Origin of the sequence: Pseudomonas sp. E6002 (assembly GCF_013385565.1) — a bacterium.
Classification (GTDB): domain Bacteria; phylum Pseudomonadota; class Gammaproteobacteria; order Pseudomonadales; family Pseudomonadaceae; genus Aquipseudomonas.
Genome location: NZ_JACAPT010000050.1, coordinates 1 through 20,988, shown reverse-complemented (window position 1 = coordinate 20,988; position 20,988 = coordinate 1). Strand labels below are relative to the sequence as shown.

The window sequence follows — 20,988 nt, the reverse complement described above, 5'->3', positions numbered from 1 at the left end:
AATGTCAGCAATTGCGGGGATTCCACGTTTTACCAAAGCCTTGTTCATGCGCCGTATGCTGCAGCCGGGCTTCAGCGCCACCGCGTTCAGCATGGCGCTGGCGTTGCCGTTCAGTGCGCATGTTCAGGCCCAGGAGATCAACTTCAATATCCCGGCACAATCGCTGGCAAGCGCCCTGCAGGCACTGGGCACCCAGTCGAACATGCAAGTGCTGTACAGCGCCGATGATGTAAAGGGCCAGCACAGCCAGCCGGTGAGCGGCCGGTTGTCGCCTGAACAGGCGTTGTCGCAGATGCTGGTGGGGACCGGCGCTGTGTTCACCGTTCAAGCCAACACCGTCACCGTACGTGCCCGGGCAACGGGTGATTCACTGGAGCTGGGTGCCACCACCATCAGTGGCCAGGCTGTTGAATCGGCCTACGGCCCCGTGGACGGCTACGTTGCCACCCGCAGCGCCACCGGCACCAAGACCGATACGCCCCTCCTGGAAATTCCGCAAACCGTCAACGTGGTCACCGCTAAACAGATCGAAACCCAGGGCGCACTCAACCTGACCCAGGCCTTGCGCTACACGCCAGGCCTGAACACCGGCGGCTTCACCGACCGCAATGCGATCGCCGACGAAATCACCAGCCGTGGCTTCGCCCCTACCCAGCTGTACCTGGACGGCGCTTACTTGCCCTATGCCGGCAGCCTCGGCGGCGCCCCGCAAATCGATCCGTATACCCTGGAGCGCATCGAAGTGCTCAAGGGCCCATCGTCGGTGCTCTTTGGCCAGAACCAGCCGGGCGGCCTGATCAACATGGTCTCCAAGCGACCGACCACCGAACAACGCAGCGAGGTCAAGATCGGTGCCGGCAGCTACAACCGGGTCAACGGCGCATTCGACACCAGCGGCCCGCTCGACGATCAGAAAGAGTTCAGCTATCGCATCGTCGGCGTCGCGAAGAAAGGCAACCAGCAGGTCGATCATACCCACAGCGAACGCATGCTGCTGGCACCCAGCCTGACCTGGGCCCCGAACGACGACACATCCCTGACCGTACTGGCGCAGATCCAGCGGGACCGAGGCCTGGAAGACTATCAGGCGTTGCCAATGATCGGCTCTCTCGAGCGCGGCCCCAACGGCAAACGCATCGACCGCAACTTCTTCTCCGGCGACTCGAAATACAACGACTACAAACGTGACCAGTTCATCCTGGGCTACGACTTGACCCACAGCTTCAGCGAAAACCTGAAAGGTCGCTCCACCGCCCGCTACACCGACGTACGCGACGACTACAAAGGCTTCTACCTGCGCAGCTTCGTCACCGATGCAGTCACCGGTGCGGTCGACCAGACCCGGGCCAACCGTGTCAAACTCGACTGGCGCCAGCACAACACCGCCTACACCATCGATAACAACCTGGAATACAAATTCAACACCGGCGCGCTGGAGCACACCACCCTGGTCGGCCTGGACTATCGCAACTTCAACCGCAAATACACCGGCTACAACGCCTACAACGTACTGCCGATCAACCTCTACGGCGAAAACAACAACTACGACACCAGCAGCGTGACCCCGGAAAAAACCACCAAGTGGGACAACACCGTGCGCCAGACCGGCGTCTACCTGCAGGACCAGATCAAACTGGACAAGTGGATCCTGACCATTGGTGGCCGTCAGGACTGGGCCGAAGTTGAAAACAAGGACCTGATTGCAAACTCCATCACCGAACAGCGTGACAACAAGTTCACCGGCCGTGTCGGCCTGACCTATGTCACCGACTTCGGGCTGGCGCCGTACGTCAGCTACTCCGAATCCTTCCTGCCGACCGTTGGCACTACCGCGCCCGAACGTGGCGGCAAGGCCTTCGCGCCGACCGAAGGCGAACAGTACGAAGTGGGTGTGAAGTACCAGCCGTTCGAGAAGACGCTGATCACGGCTTCCGTGTACCAGATCAAGCAGAAAAACGTGTTGAGCCAGGATAACGAGTACACCCAGTACTCGGTCCAGCAAGGCCAGGTTCGCTCCCGCGGTGTTGAACTGGAAGTCAAATCGACGATTGCCAACGTCGACGTACTGGCTGCTGCGTCCTACCTCGACGCGTTCTACATCAAGAACAACTACGGCAACACCGGTAACCGCACCGAGCAACAGGCTCCGGTTTCGGCATCGCTGTGGGTTGACTACCACTTCACCCAGGCGGTGCTCAATGGCCTGACCTTCGGTGCCGGCGCCCGCTACACCGGCCCCAAACCCGGTGATGCCGCCAACTCGTTCGAGGTCCCGGGCTTTGTGGTCTATGACACCACCGTCAGCTACGACCTGAGCAAGGTATCGCCAAGCCTGCGTGGCGTGGAGACCAGCCTGAACGTGCAGAACGTGTTCAACCGCGAGTACGTGTCCCACTGCAACTACTCGTTCGGCTGCTACTACGGCCAGGAACGCGTCGCCTCGGTTGACGTGACGTACAACTTCTAGCCGACACCCACAAAAAAACCGGGCCTGGCCCGGTTTTTTTGTGCCTGTTCTCAAGCTGCCAGCGCGGCTCGCAATGCCTGGGTCAATTGACCGTACACCTCGTCGATATCCGGCACCACGCTCTGCAGGCGCAGGAAATCGTGAATCAACCCGGTGTACTCGATCACTTCCACCGCCACCCCCTGCTCCTGCAACCGTCGGGCATAGGCACGCCCTTCATCCAGCAGCGGGTCATGACCGGCCAACGCAATCAGCGCCGGTGGCATGCCCGGGTACCCCGGCGCCAGTAACGGCGAGAAGCGCCAGTCAAGACGATCCGCCGCCTCCCGGGCGTAATGCCGGTAGAACCATTCCAGTGTCTCGGTCTCCAGCAGATAGCCCTCGCCGAACAGCTCGCTCGACGGGCTATGGGTGGAAGCGTCCGTCACCGGATAGCACAGCAGTTGCCAGCAGGGTTTAATTGCCAGCGTCGCGGGCTCGAGCACCGACTGCAACGCCAGCACCGTCGCCAGCGTGGCCCCCACACTGTCGCCACCGAAAGCCACGCGGGTGAGGTCCAGGCCTTCGGCTGCAGCGTTATCGGCCAGCCAGGCCATGGCATCGGCGCCATCGTTCAGCGGCGTCGGGAACCTGTGCTCCGGCGCCAGTCGATAACCCACTGAAACCACCGCACACGGAGTTCTGGCGCAGAATTCGCGGCACACCCCGTCATGGGATTCCAGGCTGCCGACCACGTAGCCACCGCCATGGAAGTACACCAGCACCGGCAGGCTCTGCGCCGAAACGTCAGCGGGACGGTACACACGCAACGCCAGCGTCGCGCCATCGCGTGCCGTGAATTCGATGGGGCTGCAGCGCACCTGCGCAGGCGCCTGCCAGCGCAGTTGCGCGGTGGTGCGCTCGAACGCCTCACGAGCCTGGGCGGGCGTTGACAGGTGAAACGGCCCAGGACCGTCCGCCTGGCTTTCTTGCGCCAGGTCGAGGAAGGCATTGAGTTCCGGATGCAAGGACATCGCAGGTTTCCTTATGAAAAAGCCACAGACGAAAGAGGAGCCACAAGGGCCCCTCTTTGTATAACGATGGATCGGCCTCAATCCTTAAGCCGCTTGTGCCACGCAATGCTCGATCAGCGCCTCCAGTTCGGCCTGGTACTCTCGCATCAACTGTTCGACGGTTTCGGCACGGTAGCGGCGCGTGCTGAAAATACAGCGCATCGCCAGGCGTCCGTCATACACCTGCCCCACCACTTCCAGCCAATTGCCCAGGGCCGCCTGCGGGCTGTAGCAACTGCCATAGCTCTCCTGAGCCGGCACCAGCATCGCCTTGTCATCGAAGCTCTGGTCGAACTGCCCCAGGTAGTTGAAGGTGACACGCGCCTGGGGTGCCAGGCGCAAGGTATCGGCCATCGACACACCGCTCATGTGACGCAGGATGCCGTAGCCCAGGCCCTTGTTCGGTACGGCCGCCAATTGCCGCTGCACCGCACGCACCGAGCTCCCGATATCAGCCCCGGCACCGGGTGCCAGGCGCACCGGGAACATGCTGGTGAACCAGCCCAGGCTGCGGCTCAGGTCGATGTCCTTGACCAGGTCTTCGCGGCCATGGCCTTCGAGCTGGATCAATACCGAAGGCTGCCCGCTCCAGCGGCACAACACCCGGCTCAGCGCGGCGAGCAACACATCGTTGATCTGCGTCTGGTAGACCGCAGGCACTTGCTTGAGCAACTGCTGGGTATGTTCCTGCGACAGGCCCATCAGCGCGACCGACTGGTACTGCACCTGGTTCTTGCCACGCGGGTTATCGCACGGTAGCTCACTGCCCGGCTGGTCGATCTGCTCAAGCCACCAGGCTTGCTCCTGCGCCGGATAATTCGCCGCGTACGCTTGCAGACCCTCGGCCCAGGCCCGGTAGCTGCTGGTACGAATCGGCAGGGCCGGCGCCTGGCCATTGCGGTAAGCCTCATAAGCGACCTGCAAATCCTGCAGCAGCAAACGCCAGGAAACGGTGTCGATCACCAAATGATGGATCACCATCAATACCCGCACCTGGCCATCGCCCAACGTCACATGAGCGGTACGCCACACCGGCCCGTCTTGCAGGTCCAGGCTGCGCTGTACCTGTTCGGCGTACAGCTCAAGCTCCGCTTCATCGGTCACGGTGTGTTGCCATAACAAGGGCTCAGTGGCCCATTGCGCCTGCATGTCCTCCAGCGGCTGGTAATGCTGGTAATAGCGTGCGCCCACCTCACGAAAGCGCAGGCGCAGGGCGTCGTGCTGCTTCAACATGCAGCGCAATGCCAGCTCCAGCGCCGGCAGATTCAGCGCCTGGCGTGCACGCAGCATCAATGCCTGGTTGTAATGGTGCGGCTCGCTCATACGCTGGTCGAACAGCCACTGCTGGATCGGAATCAGGTTGAACTGGCCCTCGGCGGCCACCTGCGAAACATCCTCGATCAGCGTGGCGACGGTGCTTGAACGCTGCTCGAAAATCGCCTCGATGGTCTGCCCGCGCATCAGGTCCCGCAGCTTGAGGTCCATCTTCAGTTCAGGGTGGTTGCGTACCCGCGAGACGACTTGCAGGCTGAGGATCGAGTCACCGCCCAACTCGAAGAAGTTGTCGGTGATGCCCACGCGCTCCACTTGCAACACATCAGCCCAGACCTGTGCCAGCAGTTGCTCGTCACGAGTACGGCCGGGAACATACTCGCCGCCCTTGAATTCAGGCTCCGGCAAGGCCTGGCGATCCAGCTTGCCGTTGGGCGTGACAGGCAGCGCCGCCATGCAGATGACCTGGGTGGGCACCATGTAATCCGGCAATTGCGCGCGCAAGTCCGCCTTGAGGCGATCACCGATGGCCATGCCATCGGGCGTCACCACATAACCGATCAGTTGCTTGCCCGACGCACTGTCACGGGCGATCACCAACGCGTCACTGACATCGTCCAGTTGCCGCAGGCTCGCCTCGATTTCCCCCAGTTCAATGCGAAAGCCCCGGACCTTGATCTGGTGGTCAATACGCCCGACGTAATCAAGCACACCATCAACACGCTGGCGTACCAGGTCGCCGCTGCGGTAGAGACGATCGCCCGGCGACCCGAACGGGTCCGGCACAAAGCGCTCGGCACTCAGGTCCGGACGACGGTAATAGCCGCGGGCAATGCCCTGGCCACTGATGTAGAGCTCACCGGCAATCCCCGGCGGCAGCGGGTTGAGGTCTTCGTCCAGCACGTACAGCGCGCGCTCGCCGACAGCACGCCCGATCGGCGCATAGGCGGCCTCGCACCGGGTGTCGACCGGGACCTTCCAGAGCATCGGCGTGACCACGGTTTCGGTGGGGCCATAGCCGTTGGTAAAGAACTGTGGACGCAGTGCCGCTTTCACTTGTTCGAAGGTCTGGTCCGGCACCGCATCGCCACCGAAGCAATACACCCGTACCGCGGGTGGTTCCTGTTGGCTATGGGCCGCGTACTCGGCCAACTGCTTGAGGTAGGCCGGCGGGAAACAGGCAATCGTGATGCCGTGTTGATGCAAGGCGTCGAAGGTCTGCTCCGGTGTCCACAGGCTGGCATCGCGGATCACCAGCGTGCCCCCGCTCAATAGCGTACTGAGCCAGCGCTCATGAGCGCCGTCGAAGGCAAACGACATGAAATGCAGCTCGCGGGTGCGCTCATCCATGTCATACAGCCCGGCAATGGCCTGGCAATGCATGCTCATCGGCCCATGCGCCACTGCCACGCCTTTCGGCCGACCGGTGGAGCCCGAGGTATAAATCAAGTAGGCCAGATTGGCGCCCAGCAAACTGCTGGCGGGCGGCGTGTCGCTGTAGCCGGCGCGGTCAAACGTGTCGATGGCCAGTTGCGCCAGGCCTTCCACCGCCGGGAGGCGCGCCTGCACCTGGCTATGGGTCAGCAACAGCGCCATCGCCGAGTCTTGCATCATGAACGCCAGGCGTTCGGGCGGATAGTCGATGTCCAACGGCACATAAGCCGCGCCGCTTTTCATCACCGCCAGTAACGCCACGATCATCTCGACGGAGCGCTCCAGGGCCACCCCGACCACCACTTCCGGCCCGGCCCCCAGCTCGATCAAGCGATGGGCCAGGCCATTGGCTCGACGTTCCAGCTCACCGTAGCTCAGCGAATCGCTCCCGCACACCAGTGCCGTCGCCTCGCCACGCGAATGGGCATGGCGTGCGATCAGTTCCGGCAAGAGCTGCGCGTGATAGCTGGCATTCGGCGCCGCACTCCACTGCTCAAAGGCTTGCCACTGCTCGGCCCCAAGGCGCTGAAGGTTGCCCAGTCGCGCCGTCGGCGCAACGATCATGGCCTCAAGGGTGTCTTCCATGCAGCGGCGAATCTGCTCTACCGCCTCGACACTGAAGGCATTGCGCAGGAACAGATATTCGATCGACAACTGTTCGCCGAGATTGACCGCCAGGTCCATCGCAAAGTTGGTCACGTCATGGTTACGCGACTCGCCGAAACTCAGGCCGGTGTCCTGTTGCTCACCCAGGCGCTCATCGATCGGGTAGTTTTCAAACACGATGATGCTGTCGAACAGCCCTTGCCCGCCCAGCCCCGACCAGCGCTGGATATCCGCCAGCGGCGCGTGTGCGTACTCACGGATGTCCATGTTGCAGGCCTGCAACGCTTGCAGCCACTGATCCAGCGGCTGCGCGGGTTCCAGGGTCTGGATCACCGGTAGCGTATTGATGAACAGCCCCAGGATGTTGTCGGCATTGGCCAACCCCGCAGGACGGCCAGCCACGGTGGCACCGAACACCACAGTGTTCTGCCCGGTAAAGCGTTGCAGCAACAACAGCCACGCGCCCTGGATCAGCGTGTTGGGGGTGATTTGCAAGGCGCGGCAAGCCTGTTGCAGGCGTGCGGTTTGCACCGCATCCCAACGTGAGTAAAGCGCTTGGTGCCCGGGCAAATCCTCGACATGCCGCGGGAACATCGCCTGGTTCAGCGAAGTGGCCTGCTCCAGCGTTGCAAGACGGCTTCTCCAGAAGCCCTCCAGCGCCCGTTGATCCTGGCGTTGCAGCCATTCGATGAACTCGCGGTAACGACCGTTGCGTGTCGGCACGTGGCCCTGGGCATAAAACTGCATTACCTCGCCAAACAGTCGCGAACTGCTCCAGCCGTCCATCAGGATGTGATGGCAGGTCCAGATCATCTGGTAGCGGTCGTCCTCAAGCCGCAGCAACAGCACACGCTGCAACGGCGCACGGGCCAGATCGAACCCTTGCAGGTAATCAGCCGTTGCGCGCGCGCTGATCGCCTGTTCGCTGATGTCCCGGCCGCGCCAGTCTTCGATCAGCAGCGGCAATTCGGCCTGGCGGTGGACAATTTGCACCGGGGCGCTCAAGCCATCCTGCCAGTGAAAGCTGGTCCGCAGAATGTCCTCACGCTCAATCACCGATTGCCAGGCTGCGGCGAAGCGTTCGGTATCCAGCCCGTGTACCGGCAGGCTGATCTGGTTGATGTACAAACCGCTGCTGTCGTCGGCCAGGGTGTGGAACAGCATGCCTTCTTGCATCGGTGACAACGCATAGACGTCTTGCACCTGCGCCACGGGCACCGGCAAGCCGTCAAGGTGCGCCTGGGTCAAACGGGCCAGCGGGAAGTCAGACGGCGTCAGGCCCTGATGCTCTTCGCCGCAGCAATGCTCTATCAGTGCCTGCAACGCGACGCCGTAGGCATCGGCCAATTGCTGGACGGTGGCCTCATCAAAAACGTCGCGGCTGAAGGTCCAGTCCAGGGACAACTGGCCGTTGTACACCCGGCCATCGATGGTCAGCCAGTTGCCCAGCGCCACGTCATCAGCGTGCCCAGCCCCGCTGCCCTCCTCGCTCGGCGCGAATAACGCCTGCTCATCAAAGCTCTGGTCGAACTGGCCGAGGTAGTTGAAGGTAATCCGGGCCTGCGCGAGTTTCGCCAGACGCGAGCGGACATCCTCTGCACCGAGGTAACGCAGCACGCCATAACCCAGGCCCTTGTTCGGCACCGCGCGCAGCTGTTCCTTGATGCCCTTGATGGTGTCTGCCGCGTGCACCGATGGGGTCAATACCACCGGGAACAGGCTGGTGAACCAGCCCAACGTGCGGCTCAGGTCGACGTCGCCGAACAGTTCCTCACGGCCATGGCCTTCCAGTTGCACCAGGCACGCAGGTTGCGCAGTCCACTGGCAAATCACCTGCGCCAGGGCACTGAGCAAAAGGTCGTTGACCTGGGTGCGATAGGCCGACGGTGCCTGCTTGAGCAGGCGCCGAGTCTGTTCTGTATCCAGACGCGTGTTGACCGAATGGCCATGCACCGAAGCCTGGCTGCCCTCAGGCCGCGCCCGTGGCAGTTCCGGCAACGCATGGGCCTGTTGCCCGGTCCAGTAACTCAACTCCCGAGCCAGCCCTTCGCTGTGGGCGTAGCCCTGCAACTGCTCGGCCCACGCCTTGAACGCGGTGGACTTGGGTGGCAACACCACAGGCTGGTTTACCGCCAGTTGCCGGTAGGCCGTTTGCAAGTCTTCCAGCAGCACGCGCCACGACACACCGTCCATCACCAGATGGTGAATCGCCAGATGCAGGCGCGAACTGCCGTCCTGCACTGCGATCAGGCTGCAACGCAACAGCGGGCCGTGTTGCAGGTCGAGGCTGCGTTGCGCCTGGTTGGCAATGGCGATGATCTCATCGGCGTTCTCTGCCTGGCGCTGCCAGAGGCCTACCGGTTGTGCGCCGACGGCCTCATGGCTGGCCTGCCAGGTACCATCGCCCGATTGCACGAAGCGCAAGCGCAAGGCGTCATGATGGGCCACCACGTGCTCAAGGGCCTGCTGCAGACATGCGCCGTCCAATGGCTCGCGCGGGGTCAGCATCAGCGACTGGTTCCAGTGGTCACGGTGCGCCATGTCATTGGCGAAGAACCAGTGCTGCATCGGAACCAGATGGCTGTCACCGCTGACCGGCCCCTGATCGATCGTTGCGGCTTGATCGGCGCTCGCAGCCCGGGCCAGCGCCTGGATGTTCTGGTGCAGGAACAGGTCCTTGGGGGCCAGGCCGATTCCCTGCTGACGTGCACGGCTGACCACTTGAATCGAATTGATCGAGTCACCGCCCAAGGCGAAGAAGTTATCGGCAGTGCCCACCCGGGCCACGCCGAGCACGGCTTGCCAGATCTCGACCAGGGCACTTTCGACTGCATTGGCGGGAGCCACGAAGTCCTGCTGTACCTCAGCCATGTCTGGCACCGGGAGAGCCTTGCGGTCGAGTTTGCCGTTGGGGCTCAGGGGCATTTTTTCCAGCGGCGTCAGGTGCGTCGGCACCATGTGTTCCGGCAGGGTCTGGCGCAGATGCGCAGTCAGCGCCTCGCGCAGTGCCGGCCAGTCGCTGGCGGCGCCAGGCTGGGTAACGACGTAGCCACTCAGGGCTTTGCCGTTGCGGCTGTCCTGCGCCACCACCACGGCTTCGCGCACGGCCCCGTGCTCCAGCAGACGGGCCTCGATTTCACCCAGCTCGATACGAAAGCCGCGGATTTTCACCTGATGGTCGATACGGCCAATGTAATCAATCACCCCGTCAACGCGGTAACGGGCCAAGTCGCCCGTGCGGTACAGCCGTTCACCCGCGACAAACGGGCTTGCCACGAATCGTTCGGCCGTCAGCTCCGGGCGACGGTGATACCCACGCGCCAGTCCCTGGCCGCTGAGGTACAGTTCGCCGTTGACGCCGCAGGGCACCGGGTTGAGCTCGGCGTCGAGAATGTAGGTCATCAAGTTCGCAATCGGCTCGCCGATGGGCACGGCGTCACGGCCCTCGTCACGACAGGTCCAGTGGGTGACATCAATTGCGGCTTCGGTAGGGCCGTAGAGATTGAACAGCCCCGCGCCCGGCAGCTTGGCGAAGACCTGCTGCTGCGCATCGATCGGCAACGCTTCGCCACTGCAAACGATACGGGTGAGGCTGGTGCAGCGGCTGACATTGGCATCCAGCACGAACGCTTGCAGCATCGACGGGACGAAATGCAGGGTAGTAATGCCTTCGCGCTCGATCAATTGGACCAGCTTCTGTGGATCGCGATGATCCCCTGGCGACGCCACGACCAAGCGGACGCCGGTCATAAGCGGCCAGAAAAACTCCCAGACGGACACATCGAAGCTGAACGGCGTTTTTTGCAGCACGCGGTCGTCGGCGTGCAACCCGTAGGCCTGTTGCATCCAGCACAACCGGTTGGTCAGGGCACCGTGGCTGTTGCCAGCCCCTTTGGGTTTGCCAGTGGATCCGGAGGTGTAAATCACATAGGCGAGGTTTTGCGCGACGGCCCGCGACTCGGGGTTGCCTTGCGCCTCACCGGCCAGCCAGGCATCGTCACCATCGAGTATCAGCGTGCGCACCCGTTCCGGCAGCGGCAAGGTTGCGACCAGCGCTTGCTGGGTCAGCAACCATTCGATGCCGCTGTCGTCGATCATGTAGGACAGGCGTTCCGGCGGGTATTCCGGGTCCAGCGGTACATAAGCGCCGCCGGCCTTCAGGATCGCCAACAGGCCCACCACCATTTCCAGGCTGCGGTGCAGTGCAATGCCCACCAGCACATCGGGGCCTACGCCACGCGCGATCAAGGCATGAGCCAATCGGTTGGCCCGCGCGTTGAGCTGGGCATAGGTCAGCGACTGCCCCTCGAACACCAACGCCACGGCATGCGGGGCCCGCTCCACCTGGGCTTCGATCAAGTGGTGCACCGGCTGGTTGTTCGGGTAATGGGCGAACGTGCGGTTCCAGTCCTCAACCATCATCCGGCGCTGCACCGCATCGAGCATCGGTAATTCGGCGATGCGCTGGGTGGGGTTGGCCACAATCGCGCGCAGCAGGTTCAGCCAGTGTTCGCCCAGGCGTGCGACGGTGGCTGGCTCAAACAAGTCAGAGGCATAGGACAGTGCGGCACTGATGCCTTCGCTGTACTCGAACGTATCCAGGGAGAGGTCGAACTGCACGCTGCCCGAATCCCAGGTCAATTGCTCCAGGCTCAACCCCGGCAGTTCAATCGCCTCGCGACGAGCATCACTGGCATGGTTGAACATGGCCTGGAACAATGGCGTATGGCTCAGGTTGCGTGCAGGTGCAAGCAGCTCCACCAGTTGCTCGAACGGCAGGTCCTGATGGGCCTGTGCTCCCAGTACCCGCTGCTTGACCTGATGAAGCAATTGGTCAAAGCGCAGGTGCCCCTCAATGTCGGCCCGGAGTACCTGGGTGTTGACGAAGAAACCCAGCATCCCTTCGGTTTCCAGGCGATTGCGGTTGGCAATCGGTACCCCGACACGAATATCCTGCTGCCCGCTGTAGCGGTGCAACAAGGTCTGGAAGCCGGCCAGCAGCAGCATGAACAGTGTGGTGTTTTGCTGCTGCGCCAGGCGCTTGAGACTCTCGGCCAGGGACGGCTCGAGGGTGATCGGCAGCCGGGCCCCACGATAGCTTTGCTGAACCGGACGTGGATGGTCGGTTGGCAGTTCAAGGACCGGTTGCTCGCCGCCCAACTGTTCTGTCCAGTAGCTGAGCTGCCGTTGCTGCTCACCCGCCGCCAGCCACTGACGCTGCCACTGTGCGTAATCGGCATACTGGATCGGCAGTGCCGCCAACGCCGCCGGTTGGCCTTGACTGAAGCCGCGGTATAACTGCATCAGCTCATCGATCATGACCCGCATCGACCAGGCATCCGACACGATGTGGTGCTGGGTCAGGATCAGCACGTGATCTTCAGCGCCCAGTTGCAACAGCTTGACCCGCAGCAACGGCCCACGCTGCAGATCAAAGAGTTGGCGGGTTTCAGTTTCAATCAAGCCGCGCAGGCCAGGGTCATCCAGCCCGGCAGCCGCCGACTCAAGCGCAATCGCCACCGGTGCCGGCGCGTCGACCCGTTGTACGGGACGCTCGTTCTCCAGCACAAACCGGGTACGCAAGCTCTCATGACGCGCCACCAGGGCGTCAAAACACTGTTGCAAGGACGCCAGATCAAGGTGTCCGCGCAAACGCAGGGCCGCGGGAATATGGTAGGCGCTGCTGGTGGGCTCCAATTGCCACAAAAACCATTGCCGTTGCTGGGCATATGACAGGGCAAGCGGCTGGTCGCGTGCAACGCGCGGGATGGCCTGTTCAGGAGTCAACGATGCCGGGGCCATCGCCTCGACAAATGCTTGCAGGGTGTTATGGGCGAACAGCAGGCGCAAAGGCACCTGGACTTGCAGTTGCTGGCGAATCCGCGAAACCATTTGGGTCGCCAGCAGCGAATGGCCGCCCAGCTCGAAAAAGTTGTCACTCAGGCCAACCCGCGGCACGTTGAGCACCTCGGCCCAGATCGCCGCCACCGCTTGCTGCACCGGTGTCTGCGCAGCCACGTAGGTTTTCTGCCATTGGCTGGCATCGGGCTTGGGCAGTTGCCTGCGGTCCAGCTTGCCATTGGGGGTCAGCGGGAACCTTGGCAACAGCACCATATGCGCCGGCACCATGTAGTCGGGCAAGTTGGCCTTGAGCCGGGCGTTCAGGCTGTCGCGCAGGCGACCCTGGCCGTCGGCATCCAGGCCCTGCCATTCGGCGGCGGGGACCACATACGCCACCAACGCCTGGCCGCCCGGGGCATCCTGGGCCAGTACCGCGGCTTCACGTACAGCGTCCTGCTCCAGCAGGCGCGCTTCGATTTCCCCGAGCTCGATGCGGAAACCGCGAATTTTCACCTGATGGTCGATCCGCCCCAGGTATTCGAGGATACCGTCCGGGCGCTGACGTGCGAGGTCGCCGGTGCGGTAAAGCCGCTCGCCGGTGCTGGAAAACGGATGGGGAACAAAACGTTCGGCGGTCAATCCCGGGCGCTGGAAGTAACCCCGCGCCAGGCCGTCCCCGCCGATCAGCAATTCGCCGGCAACACCATAGGGCACCGGCATCAGGTCTGCACCGACGATGTACAGCGATGTGTTGTCGATTGGCCCGCCCAGCCAAGGTTGCGCAGCCTGCGGACGCAGCCGGTGCAACGCCGACCAGACCGTGGTTTCCGTCGGGCCATAGAGATTCCAGACTTCACCGCCAAGGCCAAGCATGCGCACCGCCAGTTCCTGGGGCAACGCCTCGCCGCCGCACAGGCACGTGCACCCCTGGAGCACGTGGGCCTGTTCATTGTCGAGCAACATGCGCCAGGTCGAGGGAGTCGCCTGCACCACGTTGACCTGTTCGGCGTCGATCAGGGCCAGCACGGCGTACGGGTCCTGCGCCACCTCCTGGCCGGTCAGCACGATGCACGCGCCGACCATCAGCGGTACGTAGATTTCCAGGCCGAAAATATCAAACGAGAACGTGGTCAGTGACAACGCCCGATCCTGGGCGGTCATGCCCGGCACCCTGGCCATGCTTGCGACAAAGTTGGTCAGGGCGCCATGTCGCACCATCACCCCTTTCGGCTGGCCGGTGGAGCCGGACGTGTAGATGACATAAGCCAGGTGCTCCGGATCCAGCCGGGTTGGCAGATCGTCACCGGCATGGCCGTCAAGCCAATTGCCTGGTTGATCCAGCACCAGCGTAGTGACCGTGTCAGGCACCGGGATCTGGCTGAGCAGTGAATGTTGGGTCAGCAACAGGTCGATGCCACTGTCCTCAATCATGTAGGCGAGGCGATCCTGCGGGAACGCGGGATCGAGAGGCAGATAGGCGCCGCCGGCCTTGAGGATTGCCAACAACCCGATCAGCATGTGCGGGCTGCGTTCGACGGCAATGCCCACCAGCACACCCGCGCCCACCCCGTGACGTTGCAGCTCCACCGCCAACTGATTGGCCCGGGTATTGAGTTGCCCGTAGCTCAAGCGCTGGCCATTGATGACCAGCGCCTGCGTCTCCGGCGAGCGGGCCACCTGTGCCTCGAACAATCGATGAACATAACCCGCCTGCGGGGTGGCTACCGACGTGCGGACGCAATCGTCGAGCTGCGCTTGGCGCTGTTCAGCGTCAAGCAACGGCAGCTCACCGATGCTTTGTGCCGGGTTCGCGATGATTGCCTGCAGCAGGTTTTGCCAGTGCCCGGCCATCCGCGCAACCGTGTCTGCACCGAACAGATCCGTGGCATAGATCAGCGCCGCAGACAGCCCATCGGGGCGCTCCATGGTTTCCAGGGTCAAGTCGAACTGTGCACTATGGGTATCCCAGCGCAGCCCCTCGACCTTCAATTCACCGGCCGGCCCCTCGCCCGCCGGGCCTTGGGTCTGGTGGTTGAACATCACTTGAAACAGCGGGCTGTGGCTCAGGTTGCGTTGCGGCTGCAAGGCTTCCACCAGTTGCTCGAACGGCAGGTCCTGATGCGCCTGGGCATCCAGCGCAGTCTGCTTGACCTGTTGCAGCAAGGCACTGAAGGAGCCCTGGCTGTCGACCTCACTCTTGAGCACTTGGGTGTTGACGAAAAAGCCGATCAACCCCTCGGTCTCCACCCGGTTACGGTTCGCGGTCGGCACGCCAACCCGAATGTCGTTCTGCCCGCTGTAGCGATGCAGCAAGGCCTGGTAGGAGGCCAGCAGGATCATGAACAGACTGACCCCTTCGCGCTGGGCCATCTGCTTGAGGCCGCAGGCCAGCGCGGTGTCGATATCCAACTCCAGCCGGGCACCGCGATAGCTCATCACGGCCGGGCGCGCAACGTCAGTCGGGAGCTCAAGCACCGGCTGCTCGCCGCCCAGTTGCGCGGTCCAGTATTGCAACTGCCGCTCCCGCTCGCCGGCCTCCATCCAGTGCCGCTGCCAGATGGCGTAGTCGCTGTATTGAATCGGCAACGCTGGCAGTTCCAGGCTCAACCCTCGACTGAACGCGGCGTAACCCTTGACCAACTCCTCGACCATTACCTGCATCGACCAGCCATCGGAAACGATGTGGTGCAAGGTGACAATCAGCACATGGTCATCCGCGCCCAGTTGCAACAGGCACGTACGCAACAAGGGCCCCTGCTGCAAGTCGAACAGCCGGCGCGTCTCGTCTTCGATCAAATGCCGCAGTTGCGCCGCATCCGGCACCTGGGCCAGAGGCTGCACCTGCAGACTTACCGGTGCAGCCTCCTGCACTTGCTGCACCACTTGCTCGCCGTGCACCACGAAGGTGGTACGCAGGCTCTCATGGCGCGCGACCAGCGCACTGAAACTCTGTTGCAGCGCCGCAATGTCCAATGGACCGCGCAAGCGCAGGGCCGTAGGCATGTGATAAGCCGCGCTTTCCGGGTCCAGCTGCCACAAAAACCATTGACGCTCCTGGGCAAAGGACAATGACAACGTGTCGAACTCGGCACTGACAGGCGGAATCGGCAGGTTCGCCGGGGAAACGTCCTCTTCGAGCATTTTCTGCAGGTAAAGACGGCGTTTTTCCAGCGGCAGCGTTATGAAGCGCCTGGCAATACGTTGTGCGACAGCGGTGTCCATCAAACCTCCTCGAATTCATCAAGCAGCGCTTCAAGCTTGCTCAATTTTGACGTGCTCATTGACGTGCCGGTCTGCTCCAGTTGCGCGACAAACGCACCGAGGACCGGAAATTGGAATATCAATTGGGGCGTTAACTTCATGCCCAGTTCGAGCTGCAGGCGCGACACCACATTCACCACCAGCAGCGAATGCCCGCCCAGCTCGAAGAAATCATCCGCCAGACCGACCTGCTCAACGTTGAGCACGCCTTGCCAGATGGCCGCGACCTTGCATTCCAGATCGCTTTGCGGCGCCAGGTAAGCCGAATGCAGCGCGCGGTTATCCGGCGCGGGCAGTGCCTTGCGGTCGAGTTTGCCGTTGGGTGTAAGCGGCAGTTGATCGAGGAAGACCAGATGGGTGGGCACCATGAAGTCCGGCATCTGTTGTGCCAGCCGCGCCTTGAGCTGTTCACTCAAGCGCGCCTCGGCCGCCCTATCCAGGCTGCTGTCCTGGCTGACAAGCCAACCCACCAGGCTCGTGCCGGTCGCCGTTTCCCGAGCCAGCACTACCGCATCTCGTACTTCAGGTTGAGCGTGGAGGCGGGCTTCGATTTCACCCAGCTCAATGCGCAGGCCACGGATTTTCACCTGATGGTCAATCCGGCCGATGTATTCGATTACGCCATTTTCGGCGTGGCGCACCAGGTCGCCGGTGCGATACAGGCGTGCAGCGGCCGACTCGCCAAACGGATCGGGAACGAAGCGCTCGGCGGTCAGCCCTGGACGCTGGTGATAACCACGGGCCAGGGATTCACCACCGATGTACAACTCGCCAATCGCCCCCACGGCGCAAGGCTGCAAGGCGCCGTCCAGCACATAGGTGCATACGTTGTTGATCGGACGACCGATGGCGATGATTCGCCCGTCGTCTTCGACAGTGGCCGCCACGGCATGGCTGCTGGTATCAATCGTGGCCTCCGTGGGGCCATAAAGATTGCGCAGCTCGCCATCGAAGAGGCCCAGGACCTGGCGGGAAAGGTGCGCACTCAGCGCTTCGCCGCCGCACAGCAGCAGGCGCAAGGAGGCCAGGTGTTCACGGGTCGCCAGCGGCAACAGCGCCTGCAGCAACGATGGCGCCATTTGCAGCACACTGATCCCCCAACGCTCCACCTCGACCCACAAGGTGGTCAAGTCCAGGTTCAATTGCGGCGCGGCCAATACCAGTTGCGCGCCGCTCATCAGTGGCAACCAGAACTCCCACACCGAGGCGTCGAAACTGATGGCGGTCTTCTGCAGGACACGGTCACTGTGATCCAGCTTCAGGCAACCCTGCATCCATTCCATATGGTTGCTCAGGGCGCCATGGCGAATCGTCACGCCTTTGGGTTTCCCGGTGGAACCGGAGGTATAGATCACATAGGCGAGGTTCTGGCTGTCGACGGTTACCGAAGGCTCATGCTCGCCGTAGCCATCGAACCGCTCGGGCAGTGCGTCCAGCAGCAGGCAGTCCACGGCCACGTCAGCGAAGTACGGCTGTACGCTGGTTTCGGTCAACAGCAAGGCAATGCCGCTGTCCTCGACCATGTACATCAAGCGATCCTGGGGATAAGCGGGGTCCAGCGGTACATAGGCACCACCGGCCTTGAGGATCGCCAGTAGCCCGACGACCATCTGCACGCTGCGCGGCATGCACAGCCCCACCAACACGTCCGGGCCTACACCCCGCTCGATCAACGCATGAGCCAGGCGATTGGCGCGCAGGTTGAGCTGGGCATAGGTCAGCGACGCTTGATCGGCCAACAGGGCCGGCGCATCAGGCGTGCGTCGAGCCTGGGACTCGAACCATTGATGAACGTGGCGTGGGTCGGTGGCCGGCACTGCCGTGGCATTCCAGTCGCGCAACAGCACGGTGCGCGTCGCCGCGCCAACCAGGTCGATATCGCCCAGGCTACGGTCGGCGGCCAGGCTCACCATCTGTGCGAGCACGTGCTCCACCTGCTCAGCCAGGCGCTGGATTGTATGTGTATGGAACGCAGCATGGGCATAAGTGAAGTGCAGGCTCAGGGTCTCATTGAGATTAACGGCCAGGGTCAACGGGAAATTAGTCTGTTCCTGATTACCCACCGTGCCGAAGCTCAGGCCTGACGGTGCCTGCGCTTGCAGGGCCTCGGCCAGCGGGTAGTTTTCGAACACCAGCAGCGTGTCGAACAGGCCTTCACCGCCCTGCCCGGCCCAGCGCTGAATCTCGAACAGCGGCGTGTGTTCATGCTCGCGCAACGCAACGTTGCGGGCCTGAAGCTGTTGCAGCAGGCTGGTGACCGATTGTTCCGGCCGGGGGCTGGCAATCACCGGCAAGGTATTGATGAACAGGCCTATCTGCTGTTCGACGCCTTTGAGTTCGCCGGGGCGTCCGGACACCGTGGCGCCGAAGGCCACCGTGTCATGCCCGGTGTAATGTTGCAGGAGCAGCAACCAGGCCGCCTGGACCACGGTATTGAGGGTGACCTTTTGCTGGCGGGCGAATTCGCCCAGGCGCTGGGTCTGCTGTTGGGACAGTGAGTGATACAGGCTGGCATGGCTGGTTTCGACAGCCGGCTGCGGCGCGGCGAAACGGTTTTCGGCGAGGCGCGTCGGCGCGTCGAGCGCGTGCAGTTGCGCACGCCAGAACGTTTCACTGGCCTTGGCATCACGCCCTTGCAGCCAGGCGATGTAGTCACGATAGCGGCCCGCCGGGCGCGGCAGCACCTGGCCATCGTAACGTTGCAACACCTCGCCCAGCAGCTGCGAGTTGCTCCAGCCGTCCATCAGAATGTGGTGATGGGTATAAATCAGGTGATAACGCTGTTCAGCGGTCTTGACCAGCACCAGCCGCAGCAGCGGCGCGAGGGCGAGGTCGAAACCCTGGTCGCGCTCGCTGGACGCCAACTCGACGAGGGCCTGCGGGGCATCCGTGCGTGTGCTCCAATCCAGCGCGGTGAAGGGTACGCGCACCTGTTTATGCACCACCTGCACCGGTTGCTCGCTGCCTTCCCAGATGAAACTGCTGCGCAAAATGTCATGGGCGTCGACCGCCGCCTGCCAGGCATCTTCGAAACGCTGTGGGTCGAGACCGTCGATGTCCAGGCACATCTGATTGATGTACTGACCGCTGCCGTGTTCGTACAAGCTGTGGAACAGCATGCCCTGCTGCATCGGCGCCAGCGGGTAGATGTCATCCACCGAACGGGCGGCGAGGCCCAGGTTATCGAGCTGCGGTTGGGTAAAGCTGGCCAGCGGGAAGTCGGAAGGCGTCATGCCATGGTTTGCAGGATCGCAGCAATGACCGATCAACAGAGCCAGTTCCACGGCATAATCGTCGGCCAGTTGCTGGATGGTGGCCTGCTCGAACTGTTGGTGGCTGAACGTCCAGCCCAGGCTCAGTGCGCCATCAAATACCCGCCCGTTGAGGCTCAGCCAATTGCCCAGGGGCGCCATCGCGCTTTGCTCTTCACCGGCGCTTTCGCTGGCCGGGCTGAACAACGCGCCCTGTTCCTTATCGAAGCTGGCGTCGAACTGCCCCAGGTAGTTGAAGGTAATGCGCGGCACCGGCAGCGCTTGCAAGGCTGACCGGCTGGCCTCGTCACCGAGGAAGCGCAGCGCGCCGAAACCCACCCCCTTGTCCGGGATCGATCGCAACCCTTGCTTGATCGACTTGACCGAGTCCCCGAGTGCCGCCGCCGGCGACAACTGGACCGGGAACATACTGGTGAACCACCCCACGGTGCGCGTCAGGTCGATGTTGGCAAACAACTCTTCGCGACCATGGCCTTCAAGCTGGATCAAGGTACTTGCATGCCCGGTCCAACGGCAGACCACCCGCGCCAGGGCGGTCAGCAACAGGTCGTTGACCTGAGTGCGATAGGCGGCTGGCGCTTCCTGCAGCAGTTGCCGCGTCAGGTGTTTGTCCAGACGCGTATGAACAGTGACGGCCTGGCCGTTCTGTGGGCTCGCCTCGGGGTTGAGGCACGGCAGGTCAGCCGGCGCACCTTGCAGTTGCGCCTGCCAGTAGGCCAACTGCTGCTGCAATTGCGCGCTGCGTGCATGCGCTTGCAACTGTTCGGCAAACGTCTTGACCGAGCTGGTCTTGGCCGGCAATTGCAAGGCTTGCCCGGCGAGCAATTGGTTGTAGGCCGTTTGCAGGTCGTCGAACAGAATCCGCCACGACACACCGTCCACCGCCAGGTGATGGATCACCAGCAACAGCCGCTGGGTGCCATCGTCCAGGGTCGCCAACACGGCGCGCAGCAAGGGTCCGGTTTGCAGGTTCAGGCTGCGCTGGGCTTGATTGGCCAGCACTTCCAGCGCGCCAGCATCGGCCACCGGGCGCACCCATAACAGATCATTGCGCATCGATGCGTCGCGATGGCTGGCACTCCAGCCTTCGGCGCTTTCGTTGAACATCACCCGCAACGCATCGTGATGCAGCACCAGCGCCTGCAATGCTTGCTCCACCAGCGCCGCTTGCAGCGCACGGGCCGGTTGCAGCAGCACCGACTGGTTGTAGTGGTGACGCTGCGGGATGGCGTCGGCAAAGTAAGCCTGTTGAATCGGCAGCAGCAACGCCGGGCCCTGCACCGCAGCCTGATCGATTACCTGCACCGGGTCACCGGTCTGCGCGACAGTCGCCAATGCCTGCACCGTCTGGTGCTGGAACAGGTCTTTTGGACTAAAGCGGATGCCGGACTGCCGGGCGCGGCTGACCACTTGAATCGAGATAATCGAGTCGCCACCCAGTTCGAAGAAGTTGTCGGTGAGACCAACCCGCTCCAGTTTCAGCACGTCTTGCCAGACGGTTGCGATTTGCTGTTCCAGCGCGCTTTGCGGCGCCACGTACTCGTGCTGTACCTGGCTTGCGTCCGGCTGCGGCAGGGCCTTGCGGTCGAGCTTGCCGTTGGCGGTCAGTGGCCATTCATTCAGGAACAGCAGGTGCGTCGGCACCATGTAGTCCGGCAGGTCCGCTTTCAGCTGCGCCTTGAGGGCGCCTGCATCCTCGGCGCCTTGCGCCGGGATCACGTAAGCCACCAGTTGCTGGCCGTTCAGCCCTTCCTGGGCCAACACCACGGCTTCGCGCACCGCC

4 protein-coding genes are annotated in these 20,988 nt (G+C 62.7%); 1 reads left to right on the top strand and 3 read right to left on the bottom strand.

The features are described from left to right. Position 1: 1 nt before the first annotated feature. Positions 2 to 2,467, top strand: coding sequence for a TonB-dependent siderophore receptor (locus HX815_RS29805; RefSeq protein ID WP_177029405.1), 2,466 nt, complete (start codon positions 2 to 4; stop codon positions 2,465 to 2,467). Between the two features lie 50 nt (positions 2,468 to 2,517). On the opposite strand, the gene HX815_RS29800 is transcribed toward HX815_RS29805, so the two are convergent. The 3 genes from HX815_RS29800 to HX815_RS29790 all read right to left on the bottom strand — a co-directional run. After that, the gene (locus HX815_RS29800) at positions 2,518 to 3,480 is read right to left on the bottom strand and encodes an alpha/beta hydrolase (protein ID WP_177029404.1); all 963 of its coding nucleotides are present in this window, start codon (positions 3,478 to 3,480) and stop codon (positions 2,518 to 2,520) included. An 84-nt stretch (positions 3,481 to 3,564) separates the two neighbouring features. Continuing rightward, positions 3,565 to 15,894: a non-ribosomal peptide synthase/polyketide synthase gene (locus HX815_RS29795; RefSeq protein ID WP_177029403.1), complete on the bottom strand. Its 12,330-nt coding sequence runs from the start codon at positions 15,892 to 15,894 to the stop codon at positions 3,565 to 3,567. After that, on the bottom strand, positions 15,894 to 20,988 hold a 5,095-nt coding region (locus tag HX815_RS29790; RefSeq protein WP_177029402.1), incomplete at its 5' end, for a non-ribosomal peptide synthetase. The genes HX815_RS29795 and HX815_RS29790, both read right to left, overlap by 1 nt.

Excerpts from the sequence above, each read along its gene's own strand:
- HX815_RS29805 (WP_177029405.1), top strand. The coding sequence starts at position 2 with ATGTCAGCAATTGCGGGGATTCCACGTTTTACCAAAGCCTTGTTCATG.
- HX815_RS29795 (WP_177029403.1), bottom strand. The coding sequence starts at position 15,894 with ATGGACACCGCTGTCGCACAACGTATTGCCAGGCGCTTCATAACGCTG.
- HX815_RS29800 (WP_177029404.1), bottom strand. The coding sequence starts at position 3,480 with ATGTCCTTGCATCCGGAACTCAATGCCTTCCTCGACCTGGCGCAAGAA.